The sequence below is a fragment of the Rhodohalobacter barkolensis genome, from assembly GCF_002834295.1.
GTDB classification, from domain to species: domain Bacteria; phylum Bacteroidota; class Rhodothermia; order Balneolales; family Balneolaceae; genus Rhodohalobacter; species Rhodohalobacter barkolensis.
On sequence record NZ_PISP01000002.1, the window covers coordinates 409,544 to 435,884 of the forward strand.

Sequence of the window (26,341 nt, forward strand, 5' to 3'; positions counted from 1 at the left end):
ATATAATCCGGCACGAGATTTTTCACATTTACTTAGGTGGTTCCTGTTTAAAGTGCAGTGAGTGATTGAAAGATCATCGTCGGAAGCTCCGCTCCCAGACGAAAAGCGGACAGCTCTGCTGGCAAAGTTCAAATAGCGTAACCGGTATTAATGACTCCATTCCCAGATAATTACGCATTGAGGAATATCTCCAATCTTCCTGGTGATCTACAAATCCCCGTTTAACGGGATTATTATGGATATACTCAATTTTCTGAATCATCATCTCATCATTGAATATTTGCTTGGGATAATATCCCTCCTGCCATAGCTGATGTACTGAATCGTTATGAGATGGATTTTTGGATTTTCTCATTTTGTATAACTGGAAGGTGTGCCCGTTTTCAGAAAAGAGATCAACTATGGCTCTCGCCGTCCAGGATTTAAAAGCCTGTATTAGCTGTGGAAGTTTATCATTCTGAACAATCATATGTATATGATTTTCCATGATGACGTAAGCATAAAGAGTTGTGCTTCTCTTGTTTTGAATAAATTCGAGAGCATCCAGAATAACCTGTGCAGCAAGTGGATTTGAGAAAATCGGATATCCTTCCACTAAACTGCTCGTGATAAAATAAGGGTAGGAAGAATCGTAAACCCGGTATCTTGATCGTCCCATAATTCAAATATTACTGAATAGTTGATGGTATATGGGTATGAACCTGGAATCTAGAGTTCCTTACAAATTTTTTTGATCCGGGATCTGTGTGGCAGCAGAGCTGCCGAGATGTCGTCTCACAGCGGAGCTGTGGACGAGGAGCCTCGTCGGGAGCTCCGCTCCCAGACGACAGAGGCTAGCTCTGCTGGCAAGTTTTAGAAATTCCACTTGATGGATCCGGCTACAACACTCCCGGCAGATGAAAAGGCGGAGTCATCACTTCCTATGAAAATTTGGGCAAGCAGGTTCACATCGAGGTCCTGCATGGCAGACCAGGTTACAGTTGGTGAAATAAACAGTGCTTCCTCATCAGGGTAGGTAATGGCTGCAAGGGAACCGTTTAAAATAGGAGAGAAAGGGTAAGAGCCCTGTGCGGAAAATTGAAAACGTGAAAAAGATGGATTGTCTGCGGAGAGAGGTTCACCCAAAAGCAGGAAATTTTCACCTCCGCCATTTTTATTGTAGAGGGCTTCAACTATCAAAAAGAGGCTGTTTTCAAACATGTGGTCAGCCGATATTGCGGCAATAAAATTCAATGGTTTTTGTCCGGGTTGGTCTTCAAGGTCTGTAAAGAACATCATTTCCCCCTTGAAACCGGTCTGACGAATGCTACCGGCCCATCCACCGCCAACCGCCCATCGATTCTGATAATATCCGGTGATTAACTGAATATCATAGCCACTTGTGTTGAAACCGTAAAGCATGGCAGCTACTGAATTTTTCACATCGCGGGCGGGCCGATAGGCTAATTCAACCCGGGAAGCCCAATCCAGAAAATACTGAATACGGACGGCATCAGACCCCGGCCGTTCGGGATAGTCAAAGTCGTAAAAGGAGTAGATGTTAAAGAGATCGTTTGGGTTAGAGATCGTATTAATTCCCCAATTGACTCGCTGCCGCCCGGCTGTAATCCTCCAGTTTCCGCTGTACCAGTCGAGGTTGAGACGGTCGGGGATGTAGTGAAGGAGCCATTTTTCCTGATCCGCAATGAGCCAGGATAGATTCACAAGTCCGTCATCCTGATCAATTGCCTCGGCATAAAACGGAATGTCCTGTACGAGATCACCGGCAAATAACCGTGTACGCATCTCCCAGTTAAAGGTAAGATCTGATGAGAGGTACCATTGAAGATTGAGACGATTTTGAAGCCGGTATTCCCAGAATGAATCTTTTTCAAAAGGAGGTGGCAGGTCTGCATTAATCCACACCGGCATTCCCTGAATGTATCCGGAGATTTCAAAATCATCCGATTGAAATTGCGCAACAGCATTTTCTGAACAAAGGAAAAAAGTCGATATGAGGATCAGGTATTTCAATTTATAGTTATAATTTTGTTAGTAAAATCTCTCCTTGTGGGGAGGGGTGTTCAGTAAGCGTTATTCTATTTTCAATAATGAGTTCCCCCTTTGAAGGGGGACAGGGGGATGAAAAGTTCTCGATTATTTCAAAAAAAGGAGACTTTCTTACTATTAGCTTTCATCTGAATCATCCCCCTTCTCGCTCCGCTCGCTTTCCCCCTTCGAAGGGGGATTTTTTTTCTCATCCTTATCTATCGCTCCATCAACCATGGTGATCACTCTTCTGGCTCGATCTATCACACGCTGATCATGAGTTGAGAAGATAAATGTGACATTCTCCTCCCGATTCATCCTCTCCATGATATCCAGCAAGTTCATGGCGGAGGCCGTGTCTAAATTTGCGGTGGGTTCATCAGCGAGGATGAATTTTGGCCGGGATGCCAATGCGCGTGCAACGGCAACCCGTTGCTGTTCGCCACCCGAGAGTTCCTTAGGGCGAGAATCGGTTTTATTTTCCAGGCCCATTGCAGAGAGCAATTCCCGGGCTCGCTCATTCATCTCTTTTTTGCTTCGTTTTTGAAGCAGCATGATGAAGGTCACATTTTCGTAGGCTGTAAAAACCGGAATCAGGTTGTACGCCTGGAAAACAAACCCGATGTTTTTCAACCTGAACTCGATCAGTTTGCTCTCCTTCATTCCGGTAATTCGCGTATTCTCAATTTGAACATGTCCTTCAGTCGGTTTGTCGAGTCCGCCAATCATATTGAGCAGAGTGGTTTTGCCAGACCCCGAGGGACCACGAACGGTTGTGAACTCTCCTTCTTCAAACTCTAGGTTTACATCCCGGAGCGCATGCACCGGTACCGTATCCGGATTATAGACTTTAGAGAGATTATGTGTGGTAATTATTGGCATAGTTTTCAGTATTACAGTGTCAACAGTTCTACAGCGTGTAAATTTTTTTCTTTAAAACTAATTTGACACATTATTTAGTTTAGTCCCTTACAACTTCTCCCGGAACCAGTTTGAGTGCTTTCAGTGCGGGATAGACGGCGGCCAGCAAGGCTGTTGCAATAACCAGCAGCGTTACATAGAAATACTCCTGCGGTGTAACGTAGGGATAGACCAACGCACCGTATCCCCAGATTTCAAACGAATCACCGCCTACAGCGGTAAGATCCAAGCCGTTTCTGTTAAAGTAGTTTACAGTCAGATATCCCAGAAACATCCCAAGTGCAGCCCCACTGAGTGTTAACATGACCGACTCCAGCATAATCATGGTGAAAATTCTCACCTTATTCATTCCAATGGCCATCAGCATTCCCAGTTCCCGCATCCTCTCAAAAATAGCCATCGTCATCGTGTTCAAAATTCCGAAGGCGAGAGCAAACAGAATTACAATCATGATATAAAACATGTAACTGCCGCTTGCTTCAGTCATATATCGCATTTCCGGTGACAAGTCCACCCACGTTTCTGCCGTGACCGAACTGAACTTATCGTTGATTTCTGAAACCAATTGTTCACCGTCATCGCCATCTTCCAGCATAATGGCTATTTCGTGAAATATCGATTGATCGGCGATTAACTCCGTTAAGTCACCCTGATTTACATACACAGTCTGTTCATCATAAAGGGTTTGACCGGTTCTGAAAACTCCACTCACAACAAATGCCCCGGATGTGATCTCGTTCTCCAAATTCTGAAAGGTCAGAACAATCCGGTCACCCATTTGAGCATTTAATTTGTTAATTAATTTCTCTCCCAGAATGACCGGATATCGAAGGTCAGAGCTCAGATAATCGCCCTCTGTTAAATTATGGTGAAATGTTGTGGTTTCCCTCTCATTCTCTTTATCCACTCCAATGATGCGAACTCCGGAGGTTGTGGCAGACGACTGAATCATCCCGTCCAGAAGTATGCGAGAGGTGAAGGATCTTATTTCTGAGTGATTTTCTAAAAATGATACGATCTCATCATGCTCTTCAATATGCATTCCGGGTTCCCGTTCAGCCAAAAATTCGGGATGATGAATCTGCACATGCGTCAGCTCTTCATTGATCACATTATTGACTCTCTGCTCAATCAATCCGTTCGCCCAGGAGGAGACCATAATACCGGCCCACATTCCGGCTACGATGGATCCAATCAATACACCGCTTCTTCCGGGATGTCTCCAGATGTTACGCCATGCTATGGATAAGAGCATTTTCATTGTGATCGATGGTTGATTGTATGATTATTCATTTTTTGGATTCAAGTATATTCATTCTAGCGATTTTCAGTGTGGGGTAGAGGCAGATAAATGTTGTGATGATAAAAATGGCTGCACCCTGAAGCAGGAATACTTTAGGTGAAAGTGAGAATACCATAATCGGTTCGAAGCCGAAGTCGATCATTAGTTCGGCCATGTCTCCGGTAAATTCAATGGGATTAAAATAGAAGTAGAGCAGCACAATTGACCCGAAAACAAAACCGGAAAGAACTCCCAGGATGCTGATAAAAAATGTTTCAATAAAAACGACAAGAGCCAGTTTTGTTCGGTACATCCCAACTGAGAGAAGGATGCCAAACTCCCGTTTTCGCTCCAGCGTCATCGTTAGTACAGTGCCAAAAATTCCAAATCCAATGACAACGTAGAGAATCCAGAGCATCAGCCGGCCGGAGAGCTCATCAAATTTCAGTGCTTCAATCAGTTCCGGCATCATCTCTTTCCAGGTGAGTACTTTCAGATCATCACCAGAAACAGTTTGAGAAAGTGACTGTGCAAGCTTATCTACCTGGCCGGTATGCTCCGGAGCTACGACCAGATTTGTGATATGATCCTCTGCAGAGAGCATCCACTGCATGTCTTCGAGGGGTAGATAAACGATTTGATTGTCCAGCTCCCGTAGCGGGTATTGGATCAAACCGCTAACTTCAAACAGCCCCGACGCAGTCATACCGAAACGCCCTTGCCCCAGCAACACCAGGGTGTCACCAACGGCAATATTCAGACGATCCCCCAACCCCCGGCCTATAACAGCCTGATTACTCCCGGCTTTGCCAAATTCACCAATCTCCAGTCGTTCGCGAAGTTGATTGAACCGATCCTCTTTATCGATATTAACGCCCATCACTATGGCGCCTCGGGTAATCTCCTCACCGGCAGACAGCATAAAGGTTTCGATTCGGGGAATCAGAAAGTCTATGTCGTCATCTGAAGAGAGGATTTTTTGTTCCAGCTCTTCATTGTAAAGGAAAGCATTGTCGGGCGAGGGTTCATCCTCGTAACGGTAATCCTGAATTTGGATATATCCGGTTTGAAAACTGGTCATGTTATCCAGCAACTGGCTGCGTGTTCCCGCTCCAATCGACTCCATTAGCAGAGCAGCAACAACGGCAAACATGATCGAACTGACGGTGATCAGCGTCCGCCGTCGATTCCTCCATAAATTCCGCCACGCAAGTTTTAGGTACATTATTTTTCAGTGTGTCAGTTATACAGTGCCAACAGTTTTCAGGATTTGTGGTTGACGTTCCCCCTTTGAAGGGGGACAGGGGGATGATCCAATATCCAACCCTCAATTACACGTTCTACATTTTGAATATCTTTTAAAACTTCTTCATCTGTAAATCTTAAAATTGTAAATCCTAGCCCTTCAAGTTTTTGCTGGCGTTCTTGATCTAGTATCCACTTCTCTTCAAATTCATGAGAGTATCCGTCAACTTCAATGATCAGCATCAACTTTTTGCACATAAAATCTGCGATAAAAGAATCTACGGGACGTTGCCTTAAAAAAGTAAACCCGTGCATTTGTTTACTTCGCAGAACTTCATTCCAAAGTTTAATTTCTGCTTTTGTTGATTGCTTTCTAAGCTTTCGGGCAAATTCTTTGAGGTTTTTGTTGTAGTAATAGTTTGAACTGTTCATTTATTCTCCCCATGTATTAGATCATCCCCCCGGCCCCCTTCGAAGGGGGAGGCTTCTAAATCAGGCTAAGATTTTAAAACCTGTTGCCACTGACACACTGAACACTGATCATCTCACTCTCCTCATATTCTGTTGTGTAAAAAATGATCGATCGACATCAATATCGAACTCCAGGTGGTTATATTTCATAATCGTTCTTTGATTGGGTTTATTGGCGGGGGTCAACGTCATTCTGGTTGGAAATACACGCCCATCCATCTCTTCGATTTCTGTAAAATCAAGCGTGTTAGCCAGCTCATCCCGCTGATTGTAATTCTCCTCTTTCAGCATGATGTAGTGCTCCTGATCTACCCATATTAGGACCTTTCCCCATACAATGGCCGATTCCGGTTTGGGGATCAGTTCCAGCACCCAGGTTTCTCTGTCATCCAATGTCTCTTCCCGCAGGATGGAGTGATCATAATCATCAATGGTTGAGCTTTCACGCACCAGGTCATCGTTAGTAAAATCAGAACCCATCCAGGATTGAGACATCATGGACGGCGGCATTTTGATGGTACGATCGATATTTGGTACGTAATTCCAGATTTCATTTTCACGCTTTAGAAAAGCAGTTCCACGGTCGCGGGCCGGATCGGTGATCAGAATCAGAGAGAAATCTTCACCCAGTGCCCATGCCTTCATGCTCATTTCCCGCTCATATCGGGGGCGTTCAATCGTCATCGTCATCTCAGCGTAGCTCGATTCTCCACGCATTACATCTTCCATACGGTTGATGATCTCATCGGCCGTTTGAGCGTGGGAAACGGATACAGCGAAGGGCAGCAGAAGAATTGGAAGCGCTTTTTTAAAAAGATCCATAAAATCTCTCCGGCTAAATGAATTGGGAGTCTTAGTTTGATTTGGCGTATTCGATCTGTTCTACCAGATGCTGAACCCAAAGTTCAATTTTCAGGTCAATCTGTTTAAACAGCGATACATTCTTTTCGGTTTTGCTATGTTGAATGCTCTTTTCTGTTTTCATTGTACTGATGGATAATTTTCTGCTTATCGTTTTCCCACTGTTTGATGATCCCATCAAGCTGATCACCGATCCAGTAATGAAATATTGAAGCTTCAGTCAGCCAGTCTGAGGTGTCATCATCTCTTTCTTTCAGATCATCTCCTTTCTGTAAAATTTCAGCCAGTTCTGTAAACTGACCTATTCGCTGACGAATCAAATCCCCAATTTTTACTTTGCTGATCCGGTAATAGGTTTTTCGATCACCGGGTAAGCTGAGAGCTTCAGCCATTCCTGTTTGAACCAACTGTTTCATGGTTCCGCTAATACTGCCCTTACTCGCTTTCAGGGCTTCCCTGATCTGGTCGAATGAGACATGGTCTTCATCACAAACCACCAGATAACCGAAAGCACGACCGGCCATTCGAGTCAGTCCAAGCTTGTCGAATAGAAGTCCGCACTCTTCGATATACATCAGTTTTTCGTTATCCATACTAAAAAGTTACAGAGAAGTTTATTTAGTTCAAAAATTAATGAACCAAATAAGTGTATGCATTTGCTCGGGACGTACTTTGACTGCTTTAAAACACAAGACTTCCAAAATGAACACCAACGGTGAAATGGATGAATGTCTCCCTATTCCGTAGGAATAACCTGATTATAGGTAAACTAAGCCCGATTAATGCCCGCTCCATCGGAGCGTCCTGTATAATTATTCTGGAGATTGTCCATGATTAAGGAAGCACCTAAAGGAGCTTTGATGTTATCATTCCATTTGAATGCTAAAAACAGAAAACTCCTCCGGAGTTTTTGAAGCTATGAGATAATCAAATAATCAATCGTGAGCGTTGTCATCTGAAAAACATCAATCATATTTGGGATTCTATTGAATTACGAATTAAACAGAGCACCGGATTAGATGGATTTTTGGATTGAAACTATCATTCATTGCAAGGCTCTAAGTCGTGTCATATGTTTTTTGAACATAGCAAATAAAAAAAAATCCGCAAAGCCTTTCGACCTTGCGGATTTTGAAAATCAAGTGATCTGCGTAAGATTGATTTACTTCAAATGCTTCTCGAAGAATTCAAAAATGCGGAGGTATTCATCATGCCAGGAGTTCGGGCTGGTGAATCCGTGACGTTCGGATGGATAAATCATCATCTCGAAATTGGTATTGCCGTTTTGAATCAGCTCATCGGCATATTGGAATGCATCCTGAGCACCTACGTTATCGTCAATCAAACCGTGAAGTAAAATAACAGGTCGTTCCAGGTCCGGCGCGTAGGTGAGCGGTGAACTACGATCGTAATGTTCAGGAACTTCCTCGGGGTCACCAAGTCTTGGCAGGGTATACCAGGGATTCGCGTAATAGTAATTTCTCCAATTGGAAACTTTCCGAAGTGCTGCTGCAGCGTGGAAACGGTCGGGAGCATCAGAAACGGCATAGAGTGCCATGAAACCGCCATAACTTCCACCGTAGATTCCAACGTTATCAAGATCGAGAGCTCCGTTGGTTTTCTCCTGAACCCAATCGAGTCCGTCTACAATATCTTCTACTTCGTATTTACCCATCCAGTCGGTTACATCCTCACGGAATTTACGTCCGTAGCCGGTACTGTGGCGGAAATCAACCTCCACAACCACATAGCCTTGATTAAGCAAATATTGATGAAACATGTATTCGCGCCAGTAATTATTAGACCATCCTTTGTAGACATTTTGGAGGGATCCTGCTCCGTGTGCAAAGACAACCATAGGATATTGACGGTTTGTATCAAAGTTTTTCGGGTATAAGACAGACATGGAAAGTTCGGTTTCACCATCCCTTCCGGTAAATCGTACATACTCTTCCTGCTGCCAGTTGTAATCATAAAATGAGTCCGGAACGGATTGGGTAAGCTGTATTTCCTCTCCCGGATTTTCCAGGTCGATCATATAAAGATCATAAGGTTCATTAAAGTAGGTTTTTGCATAAACCAGCTTGGTATTGTCATCAGACAGCCTGAACTGATATCGGTATGCTTCATCGGAAGTCAGCTGTTCAACAGAGCCATCACGAAGATTATGAATGAATATGTGTCGTTCTCCATAATCTGCTTCGTTATTTGCATAAATGATGGTCTGATCGTCCAGCCAGTTTGCCCATGTGATTTCAAAATCTCCCTCAGTCAACTGTTCAACTGCACCGGTGGCTAGATTTGCGATGTAGATATGATTCCATCCTGACTGTTCAGAACGGATCATCAACCGATCTGTTCGGGGAGCAAATGATATGGAAGTACCCGAAAGCCATCCGTCTGTTTCCTCTTCAAAAATGACAGAGCGACTCTCATTTCGATGATCATATACAATGACTTTTCTATGCTTTAAAGCTGCATCACTGGAATCTTTCACAGAGAAATTTCCTGAAAAACTACCGGCCGCGGAACTTCTTTGTACTCCGGAGGAGAGGGTATCGATATCCATTGTAGAGAGATCAGCTGAATAAAAAGCTACGGATGGAATTCCTCGCTGTGAACCGCCAGGTTCTACGAATTCATCAACGTATTCAGGGAAATAGATGGTTCTGGCATCCGAATTGTCAGTTTGTCTCAGAATCAATCTGTTATTACCGGACCAATCCTGAATAAAAATACCCGGAGCGTCCGAAGCCCGCTTGGTTACCTGGATGAGTTCAGGTCGGGTCACATCTGTTACCCAGACATCACCACTTCTTACAAAAGCGAGTTTGCGGCTGTTGGGCGACCAAACCGGCGTAATATCATTCTCCTGACTGGCTATAATCCGGCGTTCGTTACTCCAGTCACTGTTAGCAACGTAGATATTTCCATCTTTTGTGTATGAGATGAGGCGACCGTTGGGTGATCTTGTGAAGCTCGTATAATCGTCGTCATCAACCGGTTCCGGGTCACTGCCGCTAAGAGCCATTTTGTACAAGTCTGTGTCGAAATATGATGAATCATTCCACGAGAAGTAGAGAGAGTCCTGTGTGGCATTGAAAGATCTGAATGAAGGACGAATTCCCGGTAACACAGGCTCATGAAAAATCTGCTCAAAAGTGAGGTTCTCCGGTACATCCTGTGATTGAACCGGTGTAAACAGTAGACCTGACATTAAAGCAGAGACAAAAAGGTAGCTTAGTAGTCGCATATGAGATGGTTTAGATTTTAAAGTGATGTAAAAATAGAAAAATGAATGGTATCAGAAAGTGGATTTGCATTTAAATAGTTCTGCATCGAAAATTTTTACATAAAAAAGGCACAATACACAGAATGCATTGCGCCCTTAAATTTTTAAAAATTGATTATTCAGCAGTTACAGCTTCATCAACCTCTTTAAATACAATAGGTTTAATCGCTTCAAATGCATTCAGGGTTTTCTGAATATGTTCATCGGTATGGCCTGCCATTGGAATCAACCGAAGGAGAACAACACCTTTTGGAACAACGGGGTAGGCTACACCGCTAACAAATATTCCGTGCTCTTCACGCATTTCCCGCATGATCGTTTGAGCCAGTTCTGTACTGCCCTCCGTTAAAACAGGCGTAACCGGGCTCTCTGACGGCAGCACATTATATCCCAAGTCTATCAGCCCAGTTCGAAGTTTTCGTGTGTTTTCCCACAATTGATCGCGCCACTGTGGATTCTGACGAATCAGTTTAATTCGTTCACGAGCAGAAACCACAATCGGCATAGGAAGTGATTTTGCAAAAATCTGACTTCTTGTATTGGCTTTGAGAAACTCGATTACTCTGGGTTCAGCAGCAACGAACGCACCAATCAGTGCCACAGCTTTTGCAAATGTGCCAAAATAGATATCAATTCCCTCGTGGCAACCGAGTTGTGTTCCTGCACCCGATCCATCTTCTCCCAATGTTCCAAAACCGTGAGCATCATCAACAAGGAGTCTGAATGGGTATTTCTCTTTGAGAGCGATGATCTCCTTCAGTTTTCCGAGATCTCCGGTCATACCAAATACGCCCTCCGTCACAACGAGAATAGAAGAGTTAGGCTTCATTTTACCGGATGCGCGCTTCAGCTGCTTTTCAAGACTTTCCAGGTTGTTATGCTTAAAAACGGATTTCTCAGCCATGGCCAGCTGCTTTCCATCAACAATACAGGCGTGGCTCAGTTCATCATAAATCAAAAAATCATTTCGGTCAACCAGCGCGTGAATTACACTCATGATACCCTGATAGCCATAGTTCAGCAACAGAGCTTCTGGTTTGTGAACAAAATCGGCCAGTTCACGTTCAAGGGCTTCATGTTCATCAGAATTCCCGGTCATCAATCGGGCACCCATTGGGGCACTCAGGCCATATTTCTCTGCGGCATTTTTGTCCACCTCCCGGATATGCGGATGATTCCCAACACTCAGGTAGTCATTTACGCTCCAAACCACTACGTCATTACCGTTAAATTTCATTTCCGGACCAATGGGACCTTCAAGTTTTGGAAATGTGTAATAACCGTAACCGTCTGATGTAAATTCTCCAAGGGGTCCCGGGCGACTTTCTAATTTGTCAAATAGATCCATAACACTGAGTTTTCATCGGGGAGTTTGTAGCCCCGTAATCAATTAATTGTAGATAATATTATTGCTGAGCGATTGATAACCTTTGGAATCTAATGAAAATTGCGTGTTGAAAACAAACGTTTCAAAAAGTTAATGTAACGTTCAATTTTCGATTTCATCCAAATTTCAGGCAACATCATGCCCTCTGGAGGCTTTCAGCAGTTTGAACCAGTCTTGTCTGTCCAGATTTATTTCTGTTGCTGAAACCGCAGATTTTAACCTGTCAACATTTCCGGTTCCTAATACCGGTAATGGGTTTGATGGGTGTGTCATCAACCACGCCAAGGCGATCTGATCAATATCGGCTTGATATTTTTGGTGCATTTCCTCCAAATGGTGTCTTACCCGTCCGGCAACTCCCGACTCTTCATGAAATATTCGGCCGCCTGCAAAAGGAGACCAGATCATAGGAGAAAAGTTCAGTTTTTGAGCTTGATCGAAAGTACCGTCATATATTGGGTTGAGGTGTAGCAGTGAAAATTCAATCTGGTTGGTCACCAGCGGAACATCCAGCTTAGACTGCAATAATTCGTATTGAGCAGTAGTAAAATTAGAGACGCCAATATGGAGAATTTTTCCATCGGAGATTAAATTCATCAAACAGTCTGCTAATTCAGCTGCATCCATGAGTGGATCGGGCCGATGGATCAACAGAAGATCCAAATAATCGGTTTGAAGATTTTGAAGGGACTTTTCAACGCTGGAGTTTATATGATCCGGAGTAGTATCATAATGTTTAATTTTGTGAGCGGCCCTGTTTTCTGTAGTGAGACAAATTCCACATTTCGATATCATTTCAATTTGATCTCTTAAATCCGGCCTCTCTTTCAGTGCCTCGCCAAATAACTTTTCATTAGTATAAGCGCCGTAAATATCAGCATGATCAAAAGTGGTGATTCCCAAATCAATGCACTTTTCAATAAAGTCAATTCTTTGCGTGATAGTTAAATTCCAGTCATTAAGTCTCATCATTCCGGCTATCAGATGAGACATTTCGGGCCCATTCGGGTGAATTTTCTTTTTGATTAAGCTCATTGTGTAAAGGTTATCAAGTATTTAAGTAACTGGTTATTTTGAACTAATTTGCCGGTTTCCTTGTTGAATAATTGGAATTAAGTGGTGTTTGACTTATTTACATTTTCTTCCATTTTAAAAGAACACTTGAATAAATACATTTAGTTATGGCAGAAGTTGATAAGTACGAAGAGATGATTGAAAATCCAACAAAGCACCAGCTTAAGGCGATTCACCACGCACGTGAACGTGCCTGCATTGATGCAATGAAATCATCTTCATCAAAAAACCCTCACAATAAAGGTTCAGATTTGGCCGGACTTTGGAATTATGTATATGAAGAATATCTACAAATTCAGTAACCGGTAATGACTCTCAATTTACCGGGTTCGATTTTTATCATCAGGTTTTTAATATTCGACCCAACATGTTCTCCATCTGCATGAACTGATAGTTCACAACTGCTTTTTATTTCGATATGCCGGGAGAGTTCGGTATTAAGCTCTTTCATCCATTTTCGTGGTCCCCATCTGAAAAAAGGGAGATAGAACAGGATCTTCAGGAAAGGTATTTTTTTTATGGTTACAAAATTTGCGAAACCATCCGTGAGGATGGCTTCCGGCGCCAGATAAAACTTTCCGCCTTCCCATTTCCCGTTACAGACGGTAAGCATTAAAAACTTCTCAGTGGTTTCTTTATCGTCTGTTTTTAAACGGATGTCACATCCTCTGAAAACCCAGGCGGCTTTAATGGCTCCCAACATATACACGATAGGGCCGGTGAGCCATTTGTATGATCTGGAATAAAAATTGGCAAGACCGTCCAGGCCTATTCCTAACGTATTGGCGCTCCAGCCTTCACGGTCACCGGAATAGTGGATCAAATCTACAGCCTCAACTTTTCCCTTTTCTAAAATTTCAAAACTTTTAGTTAGTGAGCGTTTAACGTGAATGGCCTTTGCAAAATCATTACCGGTTCCGATAGGTAGAACGCCCATTGTAGCCTCCGTTTCAGCTAATCCGTTTACCACACTATTAACCGTTCCGTCTCCACCGCAGGCTACAACGATATCAAATTTTTCAGCTTTAAGTTTAGCAAGTTCTGCTACAGATTGCGATGGTTGAATGATAATCACTTCAGAAGAATCCCACCGTGCTTCCGCTTCTTGTTGAATCAACCCGGTAAGAATTTCAGGGTCTTTTCGTCCAGCAGCAGGATTGATTAGAAAACAGATGGATGAGCGGCTTTTTTTCATAGAGAGATACTAAGCCAATTCGTGAAAAAATAGAAATGGAATTTTAATGGGCTATTTATCCATTCATTCTCTCAATGTTGCGGATCAAATGATGAAGATGAGATTCAAGAGTATCATACGGCCGGTATCCTTTCGACATCAAACCGGTTTCGTTGCCAATTTCGAGCAGCAGTGCCGGAAACGCCGAGGCATTGTTTTGTTGAACCCACTTGAATTGATCTCGCGTGAATTTCTCAATTTCATCACTCGTATATACAGCTTCAAATTCAGCTGGATCAACGGGGAAATCTTTCAGGATTGATAAAAAAGTCTCCAACTTATTGAGATTTTTTCCTTCCCTGAAAAAAGCATTCTGCAACGCTTCTGCAAACGCCAGTGATTGCCCAGGAGCAAGTCGATTTACGGTATTTTGTGCTTTACAACCGGGTGTAGAGTCGTAGATGTAGCTTCCTTCATCCACGAGCTGAACAAAGGGTTCGCCAAACGTTGCACCGGTTTTATTTTTAATCATATCCAGCGAACTCCGGAGATTTTTATATCCCTCAGAAATGGGTTGTGCGTTTTCATCGATGGCAAGGCCACCGGGTACAACCCGAATGGTGAGCTGATCTTTGAATCGTTCAGCCAATTTATGCATGACCGGCTGGAAACTGTAACACCAACCGCAAAGCGGATCGTAAACGTAAACCAGGGTGATTTTACTGTTCATCGTCTTTTGGGTCTTTCACCTTTAGATCTATTTGAGTTGGAACTTCACTGCTCTCTGCGCTTAGCTCTGCCAGGCGTTCTCCTGCCTCTTTAATCGGGATAGATACGGCACTAGCACCTGCTCTTTGCATAATTTCTGCTTCCTCTTCACGCATGGTAAGTACATAAATTAGTCCACTAAATCCGGCTTTTCGCAATGTTCTTGTAGCATTCTCCTTTACGGTCTGGTTGCCCATAGCAATCATTACGGATCTGATGTCACTCAGATCGATATTGGTCCATAGATCTGTATCCTGAATATCACCGTATACTACCCGCCGGCCGGCTTCCAGGTTTCGTTCAATTCGATCCGGGTCAATATCCATTCCAACTACAGGCTTGCCCTGCTCTTTCAGTTTGTCGTAGGCGGCTCGTCCGGCATTCCCCATTCCGATAATCAAAAATTCTGCAGACCCGAGGGAAACCGTTTGATGTTCCGGGTGTCGTCCTTCTCTCTCAAACTTGAGAAGGAAGTCCTGCCACCTCTTCCAAATTTTCTCCTCATTGATTGTAATCGGCGCGTTAATAGCGTATGAAATGGCGACAATCAAACCCAATATAACCATGACGGATTCCGGTATATAACCGTTTTGGCTCGCCACAACGCCGGCAATAAGAGTGAACTCACTGTAGGCTGTTAGTGAAATGGATGCCAGAAAGCCGGTTCGTGCCCGGAATTTAAACTGCATGAATAAGAAGTAGAACAAAATGGCCTTAACCGGGAGAATCAGCAGTATTACGATGATGAAGTAGTAATCGGAGAATGAGGGAAATCCGGTGAGTCCCACATCCATGAAAAAGCCGACCAGGAATGCCTCTTTTACGCCCCACATCTTTTTCCCAATTTGATCGGCCCGCTCATCAGATGCCAGCAGCATACCGGCGGCCAGGGCTCCAAGTTCGCCGGAAAGGTTAAAGAATTCAAAAAGTGAAGCTCCTCCAAGTGCCAGTGCCAACCCAAAGAGCATCCAGACTTCATCGTCGCGAATAACGCCCAGCAGATTAATTAATAGAGGACGAAACAGAGGAAGTGCTAGAGCTGAGAGACCCCAGATGGATGGCACTCCTCCACCCGTGTACGCAATAATACCAATGGCAATCAGGTCCTGTATAATCAGAATACCGATAGCAGCTCTACCGTAGAGAGCTCCAAGCTCATTACGGCGTTCCAGGTTTTTCGCGGTTAATACGGTACTGGAAAATCCCAGTGCAATAGAGATGATAATGGCTGCTTCCAGTCCATATCCAAAAAAGAGAGTGATGGGAGTGAAAATAGCCGTTGATATAATCAAGTGGGTTAACCCAATACCCAGGATGTCATATCGGAGAATATTCTTCAATCGGATGTGAAGTCCCACAGTAAATAACAGAAAAAGAACTCCCAGGTGAGAGATCTCTTTAAGCATATCCCCGCTTTCATATCCGAATGCTGCAAGTGTTAAACCGGCCGCCAGATATCCTACAAGCGGTGGAAGATGTATTCTTGATGCAGCAAATCCGAGAAGAAATGCGACTCCAATCCAGATTATATCCATTTATAAATATTTGGTATGCAATTATTTTTTAAAAACAGAATATAAGAATTGTTAACTGTTTTTGACGGCATCAATTATTTTTTGTGCCTCTTCAATTTCATCCCGAATGATGGTGTGCCCCATGGCGGGATAGATTTTTTTGTTGACGGTTGCACCCATTTTTTTCATTACTTCCACACTCTCTTCAACGCGTTCCACCGGAATGTGTACGTCATTGTCTGAACAACCGACAAAATAGGGGGTGCCTTCAAGGGATCCGTTGTAGTTGTCCGGATTAACAGTGTCACCGTTACCAATCATACCGCCACTGAAAGCGATGAGTCCACCATATCTGGCCGGATGACGAGCCACAAACTCTGTGGTCAGGCAGGCGCCCTGAGAGAATCCCAGGATAACAATTTTCTCTTTTGAAATTCCCTTCTCCTCTAATTCAGATACAATGTTGAAAATTGTCTGTAGACCTGATGAGATTCCCGGTTCGTTTTGATTGGATGGAGCCATGAAAGAGTAGGGATACCACGTATTGCCTGATGCCTGTGGTGCAATTAAATGAAAGTTATCCGCATCAAGCTCATATGCGAACGGGATGATACTCTCTGCAGTAGCACCTCTGCCATGAATCATTACGATGGCTCCATCTGCTTGTTCAGGTTTCACCCCGGCCGTTACTGTTTTACTCTTTTGATGCGGTCCTTCAAATGGATTTTGTGAACTTGCTTTAAACATGTGTGCTGTGAGATGTTGTTTTACAATTTTATTTTATTGCCACGGAGGCACGGAATGCAATGTTATATATTCCGTGTATTTCCGTGCTTCCGTGGTTATTATTTTAATCTGTTTTCAACTCCGGCAGCCGTGCTTCAATCTCTTCGCGATGTTTTTCATGCCAGGCCGGGATTTTAAGATTTCCCCCAAGCTGATCGAACGGTTCATCCGTGTCAAAGCCCGGAATGTCGGTGGCAATTTCAAACAGTACACCGCCCGGTTCCCGGAAGTAGATCGATCGAAAATAGTCGCGGTTTTTGACCGGTGTGATTTGAAATCCCATTTTCCGGATCTTTTCTCTCCATTCAGCCTGTGCTTTATCATCAGGTACTCTGAATGCAATGTGATGAATCGATCCTTTTCCAAATCGGCCGTTTAAACCCGGTTCAGCTTTCAGATCAACATAACGTCCCAGATTGTTTTCGGGTTCAGATGAATATCGAGTCAGTTCATTTTCTTCACCATTACTCTTCCAGCCCATCTCAGCTAGCAGTTCCCCGGTTCGGCCAATATCGGGCAGACTTAGGGTTGTGCCGAAGAAACCGCGAATAGCGTGTTTGTCTTCTACACCGCCGTAACCTTTGGTTTCATTGTTATTGACTTTAGGATCTGCGACCAGCTCGATCTTCATCCCGTCACTATCTGCAAGCGGAAGGTGGTCGAAACCAAAATGGGTGAAAATATCCCCGGTCTCGATGTTCAGTTTTTTGAATCTTTCCAACCAGTAACTCAGAGATTTTCCCGGTACGGCATACTGCACCGCTGTAGCTTCACCTTTATTAGGCTGACCATCCACCACATGTTCCCATGGGAAAAAAGTAATGGCACTTCCAGGTTCGGCATTGTGGTTGCCGTAATAGAGGTGGTAGGTAAATGGATCATCAAAATTAATGGTTTTTTTGATGAATCGAAGTCCTAACTTATTTCTATAGAAGTTGAAATTTTCTTGAGGCGGACCTGAAACCGCAGTGATATGATGGAGACCTTTGATTGATTCTGCCATAGTGAGTTCTGATTTTCTTTTTGTTTTATAATCTGAACATAAGATAACCAAAAATAGTTTAACATTGAACTAAATAATTTGAGATATGAAAAGCTCAAAATTTGACAAGCTTGGAATAGCACTGGGTGGAGGCGCTGCACTCGGTGCAGCTCATGTGGGTATACTAAGAGCTCTTTTTGAGAAGGGGATCAGGCCGGAATTCATATCAGGGACGAGTATTGGTGCTTTTGTAGCAGCCCATATTGCATTTGGCACGTCTGTAAAAAAACTGGAAGAGATTGCTCTCGATCTGGACTGGCTCGATATAACCGGCTTTAAACTTTCAAAGTTCGGGATATTGAGTAATAAAAAACTAGGTAAGAGTATACTCGATCAGATTGGGAAAGTGCATATAGAAGATGCCGATATCCCTCTGAGCATGATCTCTACTGATATTACGACCGGGAAGAAAGTTGTTTTAAACAAGGGACCACTCTATAAAGGAGTGATGGCCAGTACATGCCTGCCGGGTGTGTTTGTGCCTGTAGAGTGGGATAATATGCTGCTGGTGGATGGTGTGCTGTGCGAAAATATTCCAGTCAGTCCGCTGCGTGAAATGGGAGCCAAAGACATTATTGCCGTGGATTTGACAACCAATAGAGAGTACAAGCGTCCTGACGATATCGTGGATGTATTGGTCAATACGTTTGATATAGGCTTGAACAACATGATCAAACAGCAGATTCAGGATGATGAGATCTTTATGATCCAGCCCAAATTATCCGCATATAATAAAAGCGATACCAGTCAGACAGGGAAATTGATTGAAGAAGGGTATGAAGCTGCAATGAATTTATTGGAGTAAAGTAAATTACAAGAATTCGATTTCCAGAAAATGTAGCGGGAGGAGAGTAAAGTGACGGATATGAAAATTTTGCTGTGTAATTTCAACATCCGCCACAACTTCAATCAAATAAAAAATTTTTAGAAAGCAATTCCCACCCTGAGAGATGTATATTCGGTATCAGCTAAATCATCTTTTCCATAGCCTACACTAAAGTTAAGAGGATACAGATAAATCCCGACTGCAGCCTCATATAAAAGACCGTTTTCATCAAGGTCAGAACCGTCAGAGTAAGTTAAATATCGCCATCCAAGTCTTGGTGTAACGTATAAATCAATACTGTCATTTCCCACAAGTCCAATCATGTAACCGCCTCTTAGACCAAGTCCGCCGGCTTCATCATTGTTGGCAAATAGAACATCAAACTCGAAACCGGGAACATAGTACTCAGATAACCCAATAGTGACAACTTCTGTTTCCGAAATATATCCTGCATTAAACGATACAATTTGTGCATTTGAGGGCTTGGCACAAGCAAAAAAAATAAGTAATAGAGTGATTCCGTATAGATTTTTCATAATCGATAGGGTATAGTTGTTAGTTAGCTTTTTTGAGTAAGAACACGTATTCAGATAGCCGTATCTGATAACTTAATTGTAAGAGAATATATAAATTGGGCGAAATTTTGAATTAAAAGATCCCAATCCATTAAAGGGGTGTATTTGCCGTCTTTTTATTCAGTCGTTACAAAACGGGCAATAACCGGAAGGTGGTCACTGATTTTACGCATGGCTTCAGGATCAAAAGGCATTGCAATTTCTGCTGATCTCGGCACGAGATCTTCCATCATCTTTTCGTTGGGAAGCAAATGATCAAGTTGGCGAACGGGATTATCAGATGTGTGAGTGAAAGAGTCGACATCTGAAAGCGGATCAATAAATATAGGGGAGTCATCATCTCCTAAAAGATGAAGGAATTCGCGGTCACCTGGTAAAATATTCAGGTCTCCGGCTATTAAAAATCGCATGTCGGGATGAACGGTTGTCAGGTACTCAAAATGATCTCTAAGCAGATCAATCTGACCAATTCGCCAGTTTTCATTTCGTTCGCCACGTCCTGCCTTCAAATGTAAGCCAGTAAGCAGAAAGCTGTAGTCCGGATTAACCAGTACATCTACAGAAAGCATACGGTTATTTGTAAAGTTCTGTCGCTGAACTTGTCCGTCATCGTCCATGATATCGACAATATATGAGTCCGGATTGGCGTAGCTGTAAAGCATGCCGAGTGGAATTCGGCTCATCACCACAACATTCATATACCAGTCGTTGCTTTCACGCCCCGTAAAATAGCGGTAGTTGAGGTCCGGGAAGTGTTGTTCAGCAAAAACCTGCATATATGCCGCGCTTTCCACTTCTTGTAAAACAACGATATCGGCATCCATTTTTTTGATGGCCTCTGCAAACAGCTCCCGGCGTTCATCCATATCTTCCGGCGGATTATTCTCCCGGTCGTTGTCGATATATGGACTGTCAAATTTATCCACAAAATGTTCAATATTCCATGTTACGACTGAAATGGTGTCGTGAGCTTTATCATCATACCATGTGGGTGTGGCAACAGATTCCCATTTTATAATTTCCGGAGCTGTTTGTGAGAGATGTTCAGATGTGGAACAGGCACCCAAAGTCAGGGCTAGAATTGTCAGAATTGTAAAACGAAAGCGTATCATAAAATGGAGTATGAGAGTTATAAAGAGAGTTAGCAGAGTTTGGACGACTAAAATTGCATCCTAAAATAACTATAAACAAACCGGCAGACACTCTATTTAGATAATCCTTTTGTAAACATTTTGAAAGTTGCGGTTACCGTGTCATTTAGGATTCATGAAGTGTAATGAATAAAACGTATCTTTTTCACTGATTAACCCGAAGCATTAATATCCTCTATGAACATTTTTACCATAATTATCCTGGCGGCCATTCTGATTGATTACATGCTGGGAATTACTTCCAATCTGCTCAACCTAAAAGCTCTTGATAAATCACTGCCTGATGAGTTTGAGGATGTCTACGATGAAGAGACCTATGCGAAATCCCAGGAGTATACTAAAGTGAGAACAAAGTTCGGTTTCCTGACCGGAACCGTTGATGTTTTGATCTTACTTGCTTTCTGGTTTGCCGGCGGATTTAACTGGCTTGATCAATGGGCAAGAGGATTTGAGTTTGGTGTGATCGGAACAGGGTTGATTTTTATCGGGGCTTTGGTTCTGGGAAAAATAATAATATCGATGCCGTTTGGAATCTACTCTACATTTGTAATAGAAGAACGCTTCGGCTTCAACAAAACCACACCGGGTACTTTTGTGATGGACCGGATAAAGGGCTTGTTACTATCCCTGGTGATCGGGGCGCCGCTTCTGGCCGGAATCATTGCATTCTTTGAGTATGGCGGGCCATGGGCGTGGGTTTACGCGTGGCTTGCTGTTACAGCGTTTTCTCTCGTAATGCAGTACGTGGCCCCAACATGGATCATGCCGCTATTTAATAAGTTTGAACCGCTGGAGGATGGGGAGCTTCGTCAAGCCATTGAAGAGTATGCCGAAAGTGTGGACTTTCCGTTGCAGGGAGTATATGTGATGGACGGGTCGAAGAGATCTTCAAAATCGAACGCCTTTTTTACCGGTTTTGGCAAAAACAAACGAATCGCATTGTTTGATACGCTTATCGAAAAGCACACAACTGAAGAGTTGGTGGCGGTGCTGGCTCATGAGATTGGTCACTACAAGAAGAAACATATCATCAAAAATATGGGGATTTCCATCCTCCAAACCGGAATCATGTTTGCCCTGCTATCGATATTTCTACAGGTACCGGCGCTGTTTGATGCATTCTACATGGATGAAATGAGCGTCTATGCCGGACTTCTTTTCTTTGGTCTGCTCTACTCACCTGTAGAAACAATTCTCGGAATTGGAATGCAGGTATTAAGTCGAAAATATGAGTATGAGGCGGATCATTACGCGGCTACAACCATCGAAAAAAGGGAGGCTATGATCGATGCTTTGAAAAAATTGTCTAAAGACAATCTGAGTAATCTCACACCGCATCCATTCTATGTATTCCTAAACTATTCGCATCCACCGGTTCTGAAGAGAGTAGAAACGATGCGCAAGATATGACAGGCTACAGAGGAGTATTCGAAAACACTGGATTTAACGGATATTTCAATTCAGATGATATCGATATGAAGCCTCTTATAATTCGGGAAGTAATTAAAAAAAAGCTCTCCGCTAGTTAACGCTTAAAGAAAACTGAATTGTAAACTCTGTTCCTTTATTGTCTTGTCGTGGCTTGTAAGTATAGGTTCCGTTAATCTGCTTGGTAAGTGTTTGAATCAGTTCGATGCCGATAGACTCATTTTCTTTTTTGAAGTCTGCTTCAGATATACCAATTCCATTATCTGAAATGGCCATGAATATTTCGGAGTCCTTTTTTTGTAAATCAATATCGATCATACCGGACTCCCGGTTGGGAAACCCGTGTTTAAGGCAATTCGTGATCACTTCATTAACTATCAGAGAACAGGGAACAGCTTGACTAATTGTTAACTGAACCGGATCGAGATGATAGTTCAAGTTGATCTCTTTTGAATGATTCATCGTATCAAGGATGGTTTCAACCAGTTTTTTCAATCCTTGGTCAAATTCCATTTTTGAAAAACTTTTCGACTGATAAAGCTGCTCATGAATATTTGCCATTGACTTAACTCTAAGAGTGCTGTTTAGTAGCTTTTCCTGAATCTCTTTGTCAGACTCCTTGAATGACTGTATATGTAGCATTCCTGAAATAACGGCCAGATTGTTTTTTACCCTATGATGAATTTCAGCTAGTAGTGTTTCTTTCTCTTCCAGGGACTCTTCGAGTTCATGCTGATGCTGAACAAGATTATGTTTTAGATTTTGTTGAGATTCAATTGTCTCCTGTAAGCCCCTAAAGAGCATGGGAAGAAAGATGACAGATACAATACTAAGTAAAATCGAATTCGCTGAAATGGCCAGCCAGGATGCAACCTGGTAGCTCTCACGAAGGGGATAATCAACCATTTGATAATGGATCAAACCTGCATGGATCAAACAAACTGCTACATTAATGTAAATTGTCAGAACCCCCGCTTTTGTCGGCAGGATAAGGAGCGCAAAAATGGTGGCGCCAAATAGATAGGTCAATCCGGCGCCGTGTTCGCCCATGAAAAAAATCAAAACTGTCGCTACGGTATAGACGAGTGTAAGAAAGAGATATTTTCTATGATTGAGTTCAAAACCACCATATAGAGAAATCAGGCTTATGGCTACACCAAACAGGAAATATGCTGTAGTAAGAGCAGGCAGACTTAACGAATAGACAACAAATGCTGAGGGAATCAGAATGAGAATTCCAAGAGGAAACAGGTATACGACAATGCTGGCAAAAAGCCTGTTTCGCCAGAACTGGAGACCATCCATTCGAGTGTGATTGGCCAAGCAGTTTTGGCGAACCCTCAATACATATTTTTCCCATAGTTTTGCCATCATATCACCACGTAAATGTGGGTTGAAGATTTCACTGTGGATTGCAGACTCACAACAAAAAGATGATTCATGACGTGAATCTAATCACCATGGTTGCAAATGGCAAAAAAGATAGAGGTATCTGATTTAATGATGAAAGCGAATCAGTCTAATCAATTTTGAGCCGCATAATAACCCGGACCCTTTACAAATCGGCCGGGCATTTCACCGGTGTGTTCACTACTCTTCAGTACCTGAACACCATTCACAAAGACGTGCTCAACACCGGTAGCATATTGATGTGGATTTTCGAATGTTGCATGATCCTCGATTTGATCCGGGTCAAAAATGACAATGTCGGCGTAGTAACCTTCTTTCAAAAAGCCCCGCTGGTTTAACTTGAGGTTTGTGGCGGGTAGCCCGGTTAGCTTATAAATAGCTTCTTCAAGTGAAATTAATTTCTCATCACGCACATATTTACCCAATAATCGGGCAAAATTACCCCAGGCTCTGGGATGCATCTGCCGGTTTAAGATGTCACCTTCGGCCGCAAATGTACCTCCATCCGAACCGAAACTCATCCAGGGCAGCTTAATCTGACGTTTTACGTTCTCTTCGCTCATTAAATAGTAGATGGCACCAATTCGGTTGTTGTCTTCCACGGTTAAATCAACAGCTGTTCGCACTTCGTCATCATCGCCTCGCTCTGCAGTAATTTCACTGAGAGTCATGCCCACATATTTCTGAAGTTCTTCACTTCGGAGACCCACAACGATAATTCCTTCTCCACCACCTGCCATCAGATAAAAATTTTCCCATTCATCCGATGGAGTTTTAATCTCTTCAATAATCTTTTCCCGAGTTTCAGGATCTTTTAACCGTTCAATCCAGGCCGAGTGACCTCCATCCTGCGTCCAGGGTGGGAAAATGGCGGCAAGACTTGTTGCGGCGGCATCGTATGTATACATGTTAGCCGTTACGGGTTGACCTTCTGAACGCACCTCTTCAACTCTGTCGATCACTTCATCAAGCTTGTGCCAGTTCTGCTGACCGGCAGCTTTTAAGTGGTGGATTTCTGCATGTACTCCGGCTTCCTGTCCAATAGTAATTAATTCTTCAACAGACTCTACAAAACGGTTTCCTTCACTGCGAAGGTGGGAGATGTACATTCCGTCATACTCCCCGACAACTTTCGCCATTTCTATGAGTTCATCGGTTTCTGCATAAAATGCAGGCGCGTAAATTAGTGAAGTACCGAGCCCCATTGCCCCTTCGCGCATCGCTTCATCTGTCAGCGACCGCATATTTTCGAGCTCGTCTTCTGTGGGCTCCCGATCCGTTCTCCCAACCTGATGAATCCGAAGAGTTGTTGCTCCAACAAAAGATCCCACATTTGTAGATATGCCTCCGCTTTCCATAAAGTCGAGAGCTTCGCCGAGAGTTTTCCATTGATAATTACTTGGATCATCTCCCCATCGCTCTTTTTGCATCTGATCGCTTAACGGACCTAATGAACTGCCTTCTCCAAAAAGTTCGAGAGTTACTCCCTGCTTGATGCCACTCATGGATCGGCCATCATTCATTAAGGAACCAGCTCCCCAGCTAAGCATATTGATAAATCCGGGAGATACTGCTTTGCCTCCGGCATTAATCACTTCACTTGCACCGGAGCGGTTCTGTATTGTACCAATCTTTACGATCTTGTCTCCCCGTATACCGATATCAGCCTCAGTGGGAAATGATCCGGTACCGTCGTAAACGATGCCGTTGGTAATAATCACATCGTATTGTTCAGCTTTACAGGAGGCAAAAATTAACGTTACGAAAACCAGGAATAGTAATTGTTTGAGCATATTAGATGGGCTCATTAAATTTTAAATTCTAAGACTAAAGTACTAAGGAAGAATTATTAAAAGTGTAAAAAGATTTTTCCGGGGGCGCAGGGCTTTTTAAACGTATTTATTTTAATTAACAAGAGATGAATGACCTGATATTGTTAAGCCGGCCAATTGGTTAACGGAGATATTGGGATCCTTTTACTGTAGAATTATCTTCGTTTATCTTTTACATAAATTGCTTTAGACTGACCCTGTCCCACAGGTCTTTCTTCAACTTCGAAAAGCTTCATCGCCTTGATTAATTCACCAAGTTTTGAGTACCCATAATTTCTTGGATCAAACTCCGGAGATTGTTTTGCAATATGACTGCCAACCGGGGCCAGATGTGCCCACCCGCTATCATCGGATGAGGCTTTGATGGCATGACGGAAAAGGCTGACCAATTTAGTATCCTGTTTGAGCTCAAGAGTGGACATGCGTTTTCCGGAGGGGATATCCTCCTCATCGTCTCGGAGTACTTCCGTGAAGATGAATTTATCACAGGCGGCTACAAACGGTTCAGGAGTTTTCTTTTCACCAAAACCATAAACAGAAAGGCCGGATTCGCGAATACGTGCGGCAAGCTTTGTAAAATCACTGTCACTGGAAACCAGGCAAAAACCGTCAAACTCTTCACTGTACAGTAAATCCATGGCATCGATGATGAGGGCACTGTCTGTTGCGTTTTTTCCTTTTGTGTAACCAAACTGCTGAATCGGTTGAATGGAGAAATTTAACAACACCTCTTTCCATCCTTTTAACTGCGGTAATGTCCAGTCGCCATAAATACGTTTCACATTTGCGGTGCCGTATTTTGCGATTTCGGCCAGTAGGTTTTCAATCACAGAAGGTTGTGCATTATCAGCGTCAATGAGAACAGCTAATTTTCGAGTGTTTTCCTGATCCATAGGTAGTTTGATTTTAAGTTGCTTACACAAATAATGTACATGAGAATAGAGTTGAATAAAAACGAAACATGAGTAAGGTGGCTGATCATTGTATGATGAATATTTGTGACTGCTAAACAGTTACGGTATACTATGGAAATGCCTTTTTGAAATATTGAGGGCTGTAATGCGTTATTTTAATGTAAAATTAGAACCAAACAGACAGATATGCCAAAGTGTGAAATTTACGAAGATTTGAAAGGAGAATGGAGATGGAGACAGGTAAAAAAGAATGGCGACATTGTTGAGTTCTCCAAAAAAGGATTTGAAACTCGTGAAGAGTGCGAAAAAAATGGCAAGGAAGATGGTCCTTGTACATCTTATAAGTTAGCACTATAAAGC

Annotated in this window: 26 protein-coding genes; 4 read left to right on the forward strand and 22 right to left on the reverse strand. The window is 43.0% G+C overall.

The window, feature by feature from the left end; translation table 11 throughout:
• Positions 1-73 precede the first annotated feature (73 nt).
• From CWD77_RS09480 to CWD77_RS09530, 12 genes are all read right to left on the reverse strand, one after another.
• Entirely contained in the window at positions 74-658 is a 585-nt protein-coding gene (locus tag CWD77_RS09480) for an REP-associated tyrosine transposase (RefSeq protein WP_101073322.1), read from the reverse strand.
• Between the two features lie 194 nt (positions 659-852).
• A complete protein-coding gene (locus CWD77_RS09485; protein WP_101073323.1) occupies positions 853-2,013 on the reverse strand; it encodes a hypothetical protein in 1,161 nt (386 codons plus the stop codon).
• A gap of 153 nt (positions 2,014-2,166) precedes the next feature.
• Positions 2,167-2,910, reverse strand: a complete 744-nt coding sequence (locus tag CWD77_RS09490; protein WP_101073324.1) for an ABC transporter ATP-binding protein — start codon at positions 2,908-2,910, stop codon at positions 2,167-2,169.
• 79 nt (positions 2,911-2,989) lie between these two features.
• Entirely contained in the window at positions 2,990-4,210 is a 1,221-nt protein-coding gene (locus CWD77_RS09495) for an ABC transporter permease (RefSeq protein ID WP_101073325.1), read from the reverse strand.
• A 28-nt stretch (positions 4,211-4,238) separates the two neighbouring features.
• Complete coding sequence (locus CWD77_RS09500; protein WP_101073326.1) at positions 4,239-5,456, reverse strand: ABC transporter permease; 1,218 nt, start codon at positions 5,454-5,456, stop codon at positions 4,239-4,241.
• 38 nt (positions 5,457-5,494) lie between these two features.
• Positions 5,495-5,908 (reverse strand): endonuclease domain-containing protein, encoded by a 414-nt coding sequence (locus CWD77_RS09505; protein ID WP_101073327.1) that lies wholly within the window; start codon positions 5,906-5,908, stop codon positions 5,495-5,497.
• Positions 5,909-6,016: 108 nt separating this feature from the next.
• On the reverse strand, positions 6,017-6,769 hold the full coding sequence (locus CWD77_RS09510) for an outer membrane lipoprotein-sorting protein (protein ID WP_101073328.1): 753 nt from the start codon (positions 6,767-6,769) through the stop codon (positions 6,017-6,019).
• Between the two features lie 31 nt (positions 6,770-6,800).
• On the reverse strand, positions 6,801-6,932 hold the full coding sequence (locus CWD77_RS15715) for a hypothetical protein (protein WP_276307518.1): 132 nt from the start codon (positions 6,930-6,932) through the stop codon (positions 6,801-6,803).
• Positions 6,904-7,401, reverse strand: coding sequence for a GbsR/MarR family transcriptional regulator (locus CWD77_RS09515; RefSeq protein WP_101073329.1), 498 nt, complete (start codon positions 7,399-7,401; stop codon positions 6,904-6,906). The genes CWD77_RS15715 and CWD77_RS09515 overlap by 29 nt, the downstream gene beginning before the upstream one ends.
• A 569-nt stretch (positions 7,402-7,970) precedes the next feature.
• Positions 7,971-10,061: a S9 family peptidase gene (locus CWD77_RS09520; RefSeq protein WP_101073330.1), complete on the reverse strand. Its 2,091-nt coding sequence runs from the start codon at positions 10,059-10,061 to the stop codon at positions 7,971-7,973.
• Positions 10,062-10,215: 154 nt separating this feature from the next.
• Positions 10,216-11,448 (reverse strand): aminotransferase class I/II-fold pyridoxal phosphate-dependent enzyme, encoded by a 1,233-nt coding sequence (locus CWD77_RS09525; RefSeq protein WP_101073331.1) that lies wholly within the window; start codon positions 11,446-11,448, stop codon positions 10,216-10,218.
• Between the two features lie 165 nt (positions 11,449-11,613).
• Positions 11,614-12,522 (reverse strand): aldo/keto reductase, encoded by a 909-nt coding sequence (locus CWD77_RS09530; RefSeq protein WP_101073332.1) that lies wholly within the window; start codon positions 12,520-12,522, stop codon positions 11,614-11,616.
• Positions 12,523-12,668: 146 nt separating this feature from the next.
• On the opposite strand from CWD77_RS09530, the gene CWD77_RS09535 reads away from it, so the two are divergent.
• Positions 12,669-12,863 (forward strand): hypothetical protein, encoded by a 195-nt coding sequence (locus CWD77_RS09535; RefSeq protein WP_101073333.1) that lies wholly within the window; start codon positions 12,669-12,671, stop codon positions 12,861-12,863.
• On the opposite strand, the gene CWD77_RS09540 is transcribed toward CWD77_RS09535, so the two are convergent.
• The 5 genes from CWD77_RS09540 to CWD77_RS09560 all read right to left on the reverse strand — a co-directional run bounded on the left by CWD77_RS09540 (position 12,857) and on the right by CWD77_RS09560 (position 17,806).
• The gene (locus CWD77_RS09540) at positions 12,857-13,756 is read right to left on the reverse strand and encodes a diacylglycerol/lipid kinase family protein (RefSeq protein ID WP_101073334.1); all 900 of its coding nucleotides are present in this window, start codon (positions 13,754-13,756) and stop codon (positions 12,857-12,859) included. The genes CWD77_RS09535 and CWD77_RS09540 overlap by 7 nt on opposite strands.
• A 55-nt stretch (positions 13,757-13,811) precedes the next feature.
• Positions 13,812-14,465 carry a DsbA family protein gene (locus tag CWD77_RS09545; RefSeq protein ID WP_101073335.1) on the reverse strand — a complete coding sequence of 218 codons (654 nt, stop codon included), beginning with the start codon at positions 14,463-14,465 and terminating at the stop codon, positions 13,812-13,814.
• On the reverse strand, positions 14,455-16,038 hold the full coding sequence (locus CWD77_RS09550) for a cation:proton antiporter family protein (protein WP_101073336.1): 1,584 nt from the start codon (positions 16,036-16,038) through the stop codon (positions 14,455-14,457). Before CWD77_RS09550 ends, CWD77_RS09545 begins: the two co-directional genes overlap by 11 nt.
• A 51-nt stretch (positions 16,039-16,089) precedes the next feature.
• A complete protein-coding gene (locus tag CWD77_RS09555; protein WP_101073337.1) occupies positions 16,090-16,764 on the reverse strand; it encodes an alpha/beta hydrolase in 675 nt (224 codons plus the stop codon).
• A 103-nt stretch (positions 16,765-16,867) separates the two neighbouring features.
• On the reverse strand, positions 16,868-17,806 hold the full coding sequence (locus CWD77_RS09560; protein ID WP_101073338.1) for a ring-cleaving dioxygenase: 939 nt from the start codon (positions 17,804-17,806) through the stop codon (positions 16,868-16,870).
• Positions 17,807-17,891: 85 nt separating this feature from the next.
• Here CWD77_RS09560 and CWD77_RS09565 point away from each other — a divergent pair, with 85 nt between their 5' ends.
• Positions 17,892-18,650 carry a patatin-like phospholipase family protein gene (locus CWD77_RS09565; protein WP_101073339.1) on the forward strand — a complete coding sequence of 253 codons (759 nt, stop codon included), beginning with the start codon at positions 17,892-17,894 and terminating at the stop codon, positions 18,648-18,650.
• A gap of 119 nt (positions 18,651-18,769) precedes the next feature.
• On the opposite strand, the gene CWD77_RS09570 is transcribed toward CWD77_RS09565, so the two are convergent.
• Together CWD77_RS09570 and CWD77_RS09575 are read right to left on the reverse strand one after the other, a co-directional pair.
• A complete protein-coding gene (locus CWD77_RS09570) occupies positions 18,770-19,207 on the reverse strand; it encodes a hypothetical protein (protein ID WP_101073340.1) in 438 nt (145 codons plus the stop codon).
• Positions 19,208-19,362: 155 nt separating this feature from the next.
• A complete protein-coding gene (locus CWD77_RS09575) occupies positions 19,363-20,358 on the reverse strand; it encodes an endonuclease/exonuclease/phosphatase family protein (RefSeq protein ID WP_101073341.1) in 996 nt (331 codons plus the stop codon).
• Positions 20,359-20,574: 216 nt separating this feature from the next.
• Between CWD77_RS09575 and CWD77_RS09580 the strand changes: the two genes are divergently transcribed.
• The gene (locus CWD77_RS09580) at positions 20,575-21,807 is read left to right on the forward strand and encodes a M48 family metallopeptidase (protein ID WP_101073342.1); all 1,233 of its coding nucleotides are present in this window, start codon (positions 20,575-20,577) and stop codon (positions 21,805-21,807) included.
• A gap of 111 nt (positions 21,808-21,918) precedes the next feature.
• On the opposite strand, the gene CWD77_RS09585 is transcribed toward CWD77_RS09580, so the two are convergent.
• The 3 genes from CWD77_RS09585 to CWD77_RS09595 form a co-directional block, all read right to left on the reverse strand.
• A complete protein-coding gene (locus tag CWD77_RS09585; RefSeq protein WP_101073343.1) occupies positions 21,919-23,199 on the reverse strand; it encodes a sensor histidine kinase in 1,281 nt (426 codons plus the stop codon).
• 149 nt (positions 23,200-23,348) lie between these two features.
• Positions 23,349-25,028 carry an N-acyl-D-amino-acid deacylase family protein gene (locus tag CWD77_RS09590; protein WP_101073344.1) on the reverse strand — a complete coding sequence of 560 codons (1,680 nt, stop codon included), beginning with the start codon at positions 25,026-25,028 and terminating at the stop codon, positions 23,349-23,351.
• Positions 25,029-25,222: 194 nt separating this feature from the next.
• The gene (locus CWD77_RS09595; RefSeq protein ID WP_101073345.1) at positions 25,223-25,960 is read right to left on the reverse strand and encodes an NYN domain-containing protein; all 738 of its coding nucleotides are present in this window, start codon (positions 25,958-25,960) and stop codon (positions 25,223-25,225) included.
• A 207-nt stretch (positions 25,961-26,167) separates the two neighbouring features.
• On the opposite strand from CWD77_RS09595, the gene CWD77_RS15560 reads away from it, so the two are divergent.
• Positions 26,168-26,338 (forward strand): YegP family protein, encoded by a 171-nt coding sequence (locus CWD77_RS15560; RefSeq protein ID WP_165779123.1) that lies wholly within the window; start codon positions 26,168-26,170, stop codon positions 26,336-26,338.
• Positions 26,339-26,341 lie beyond the last annotated feature (3 nt).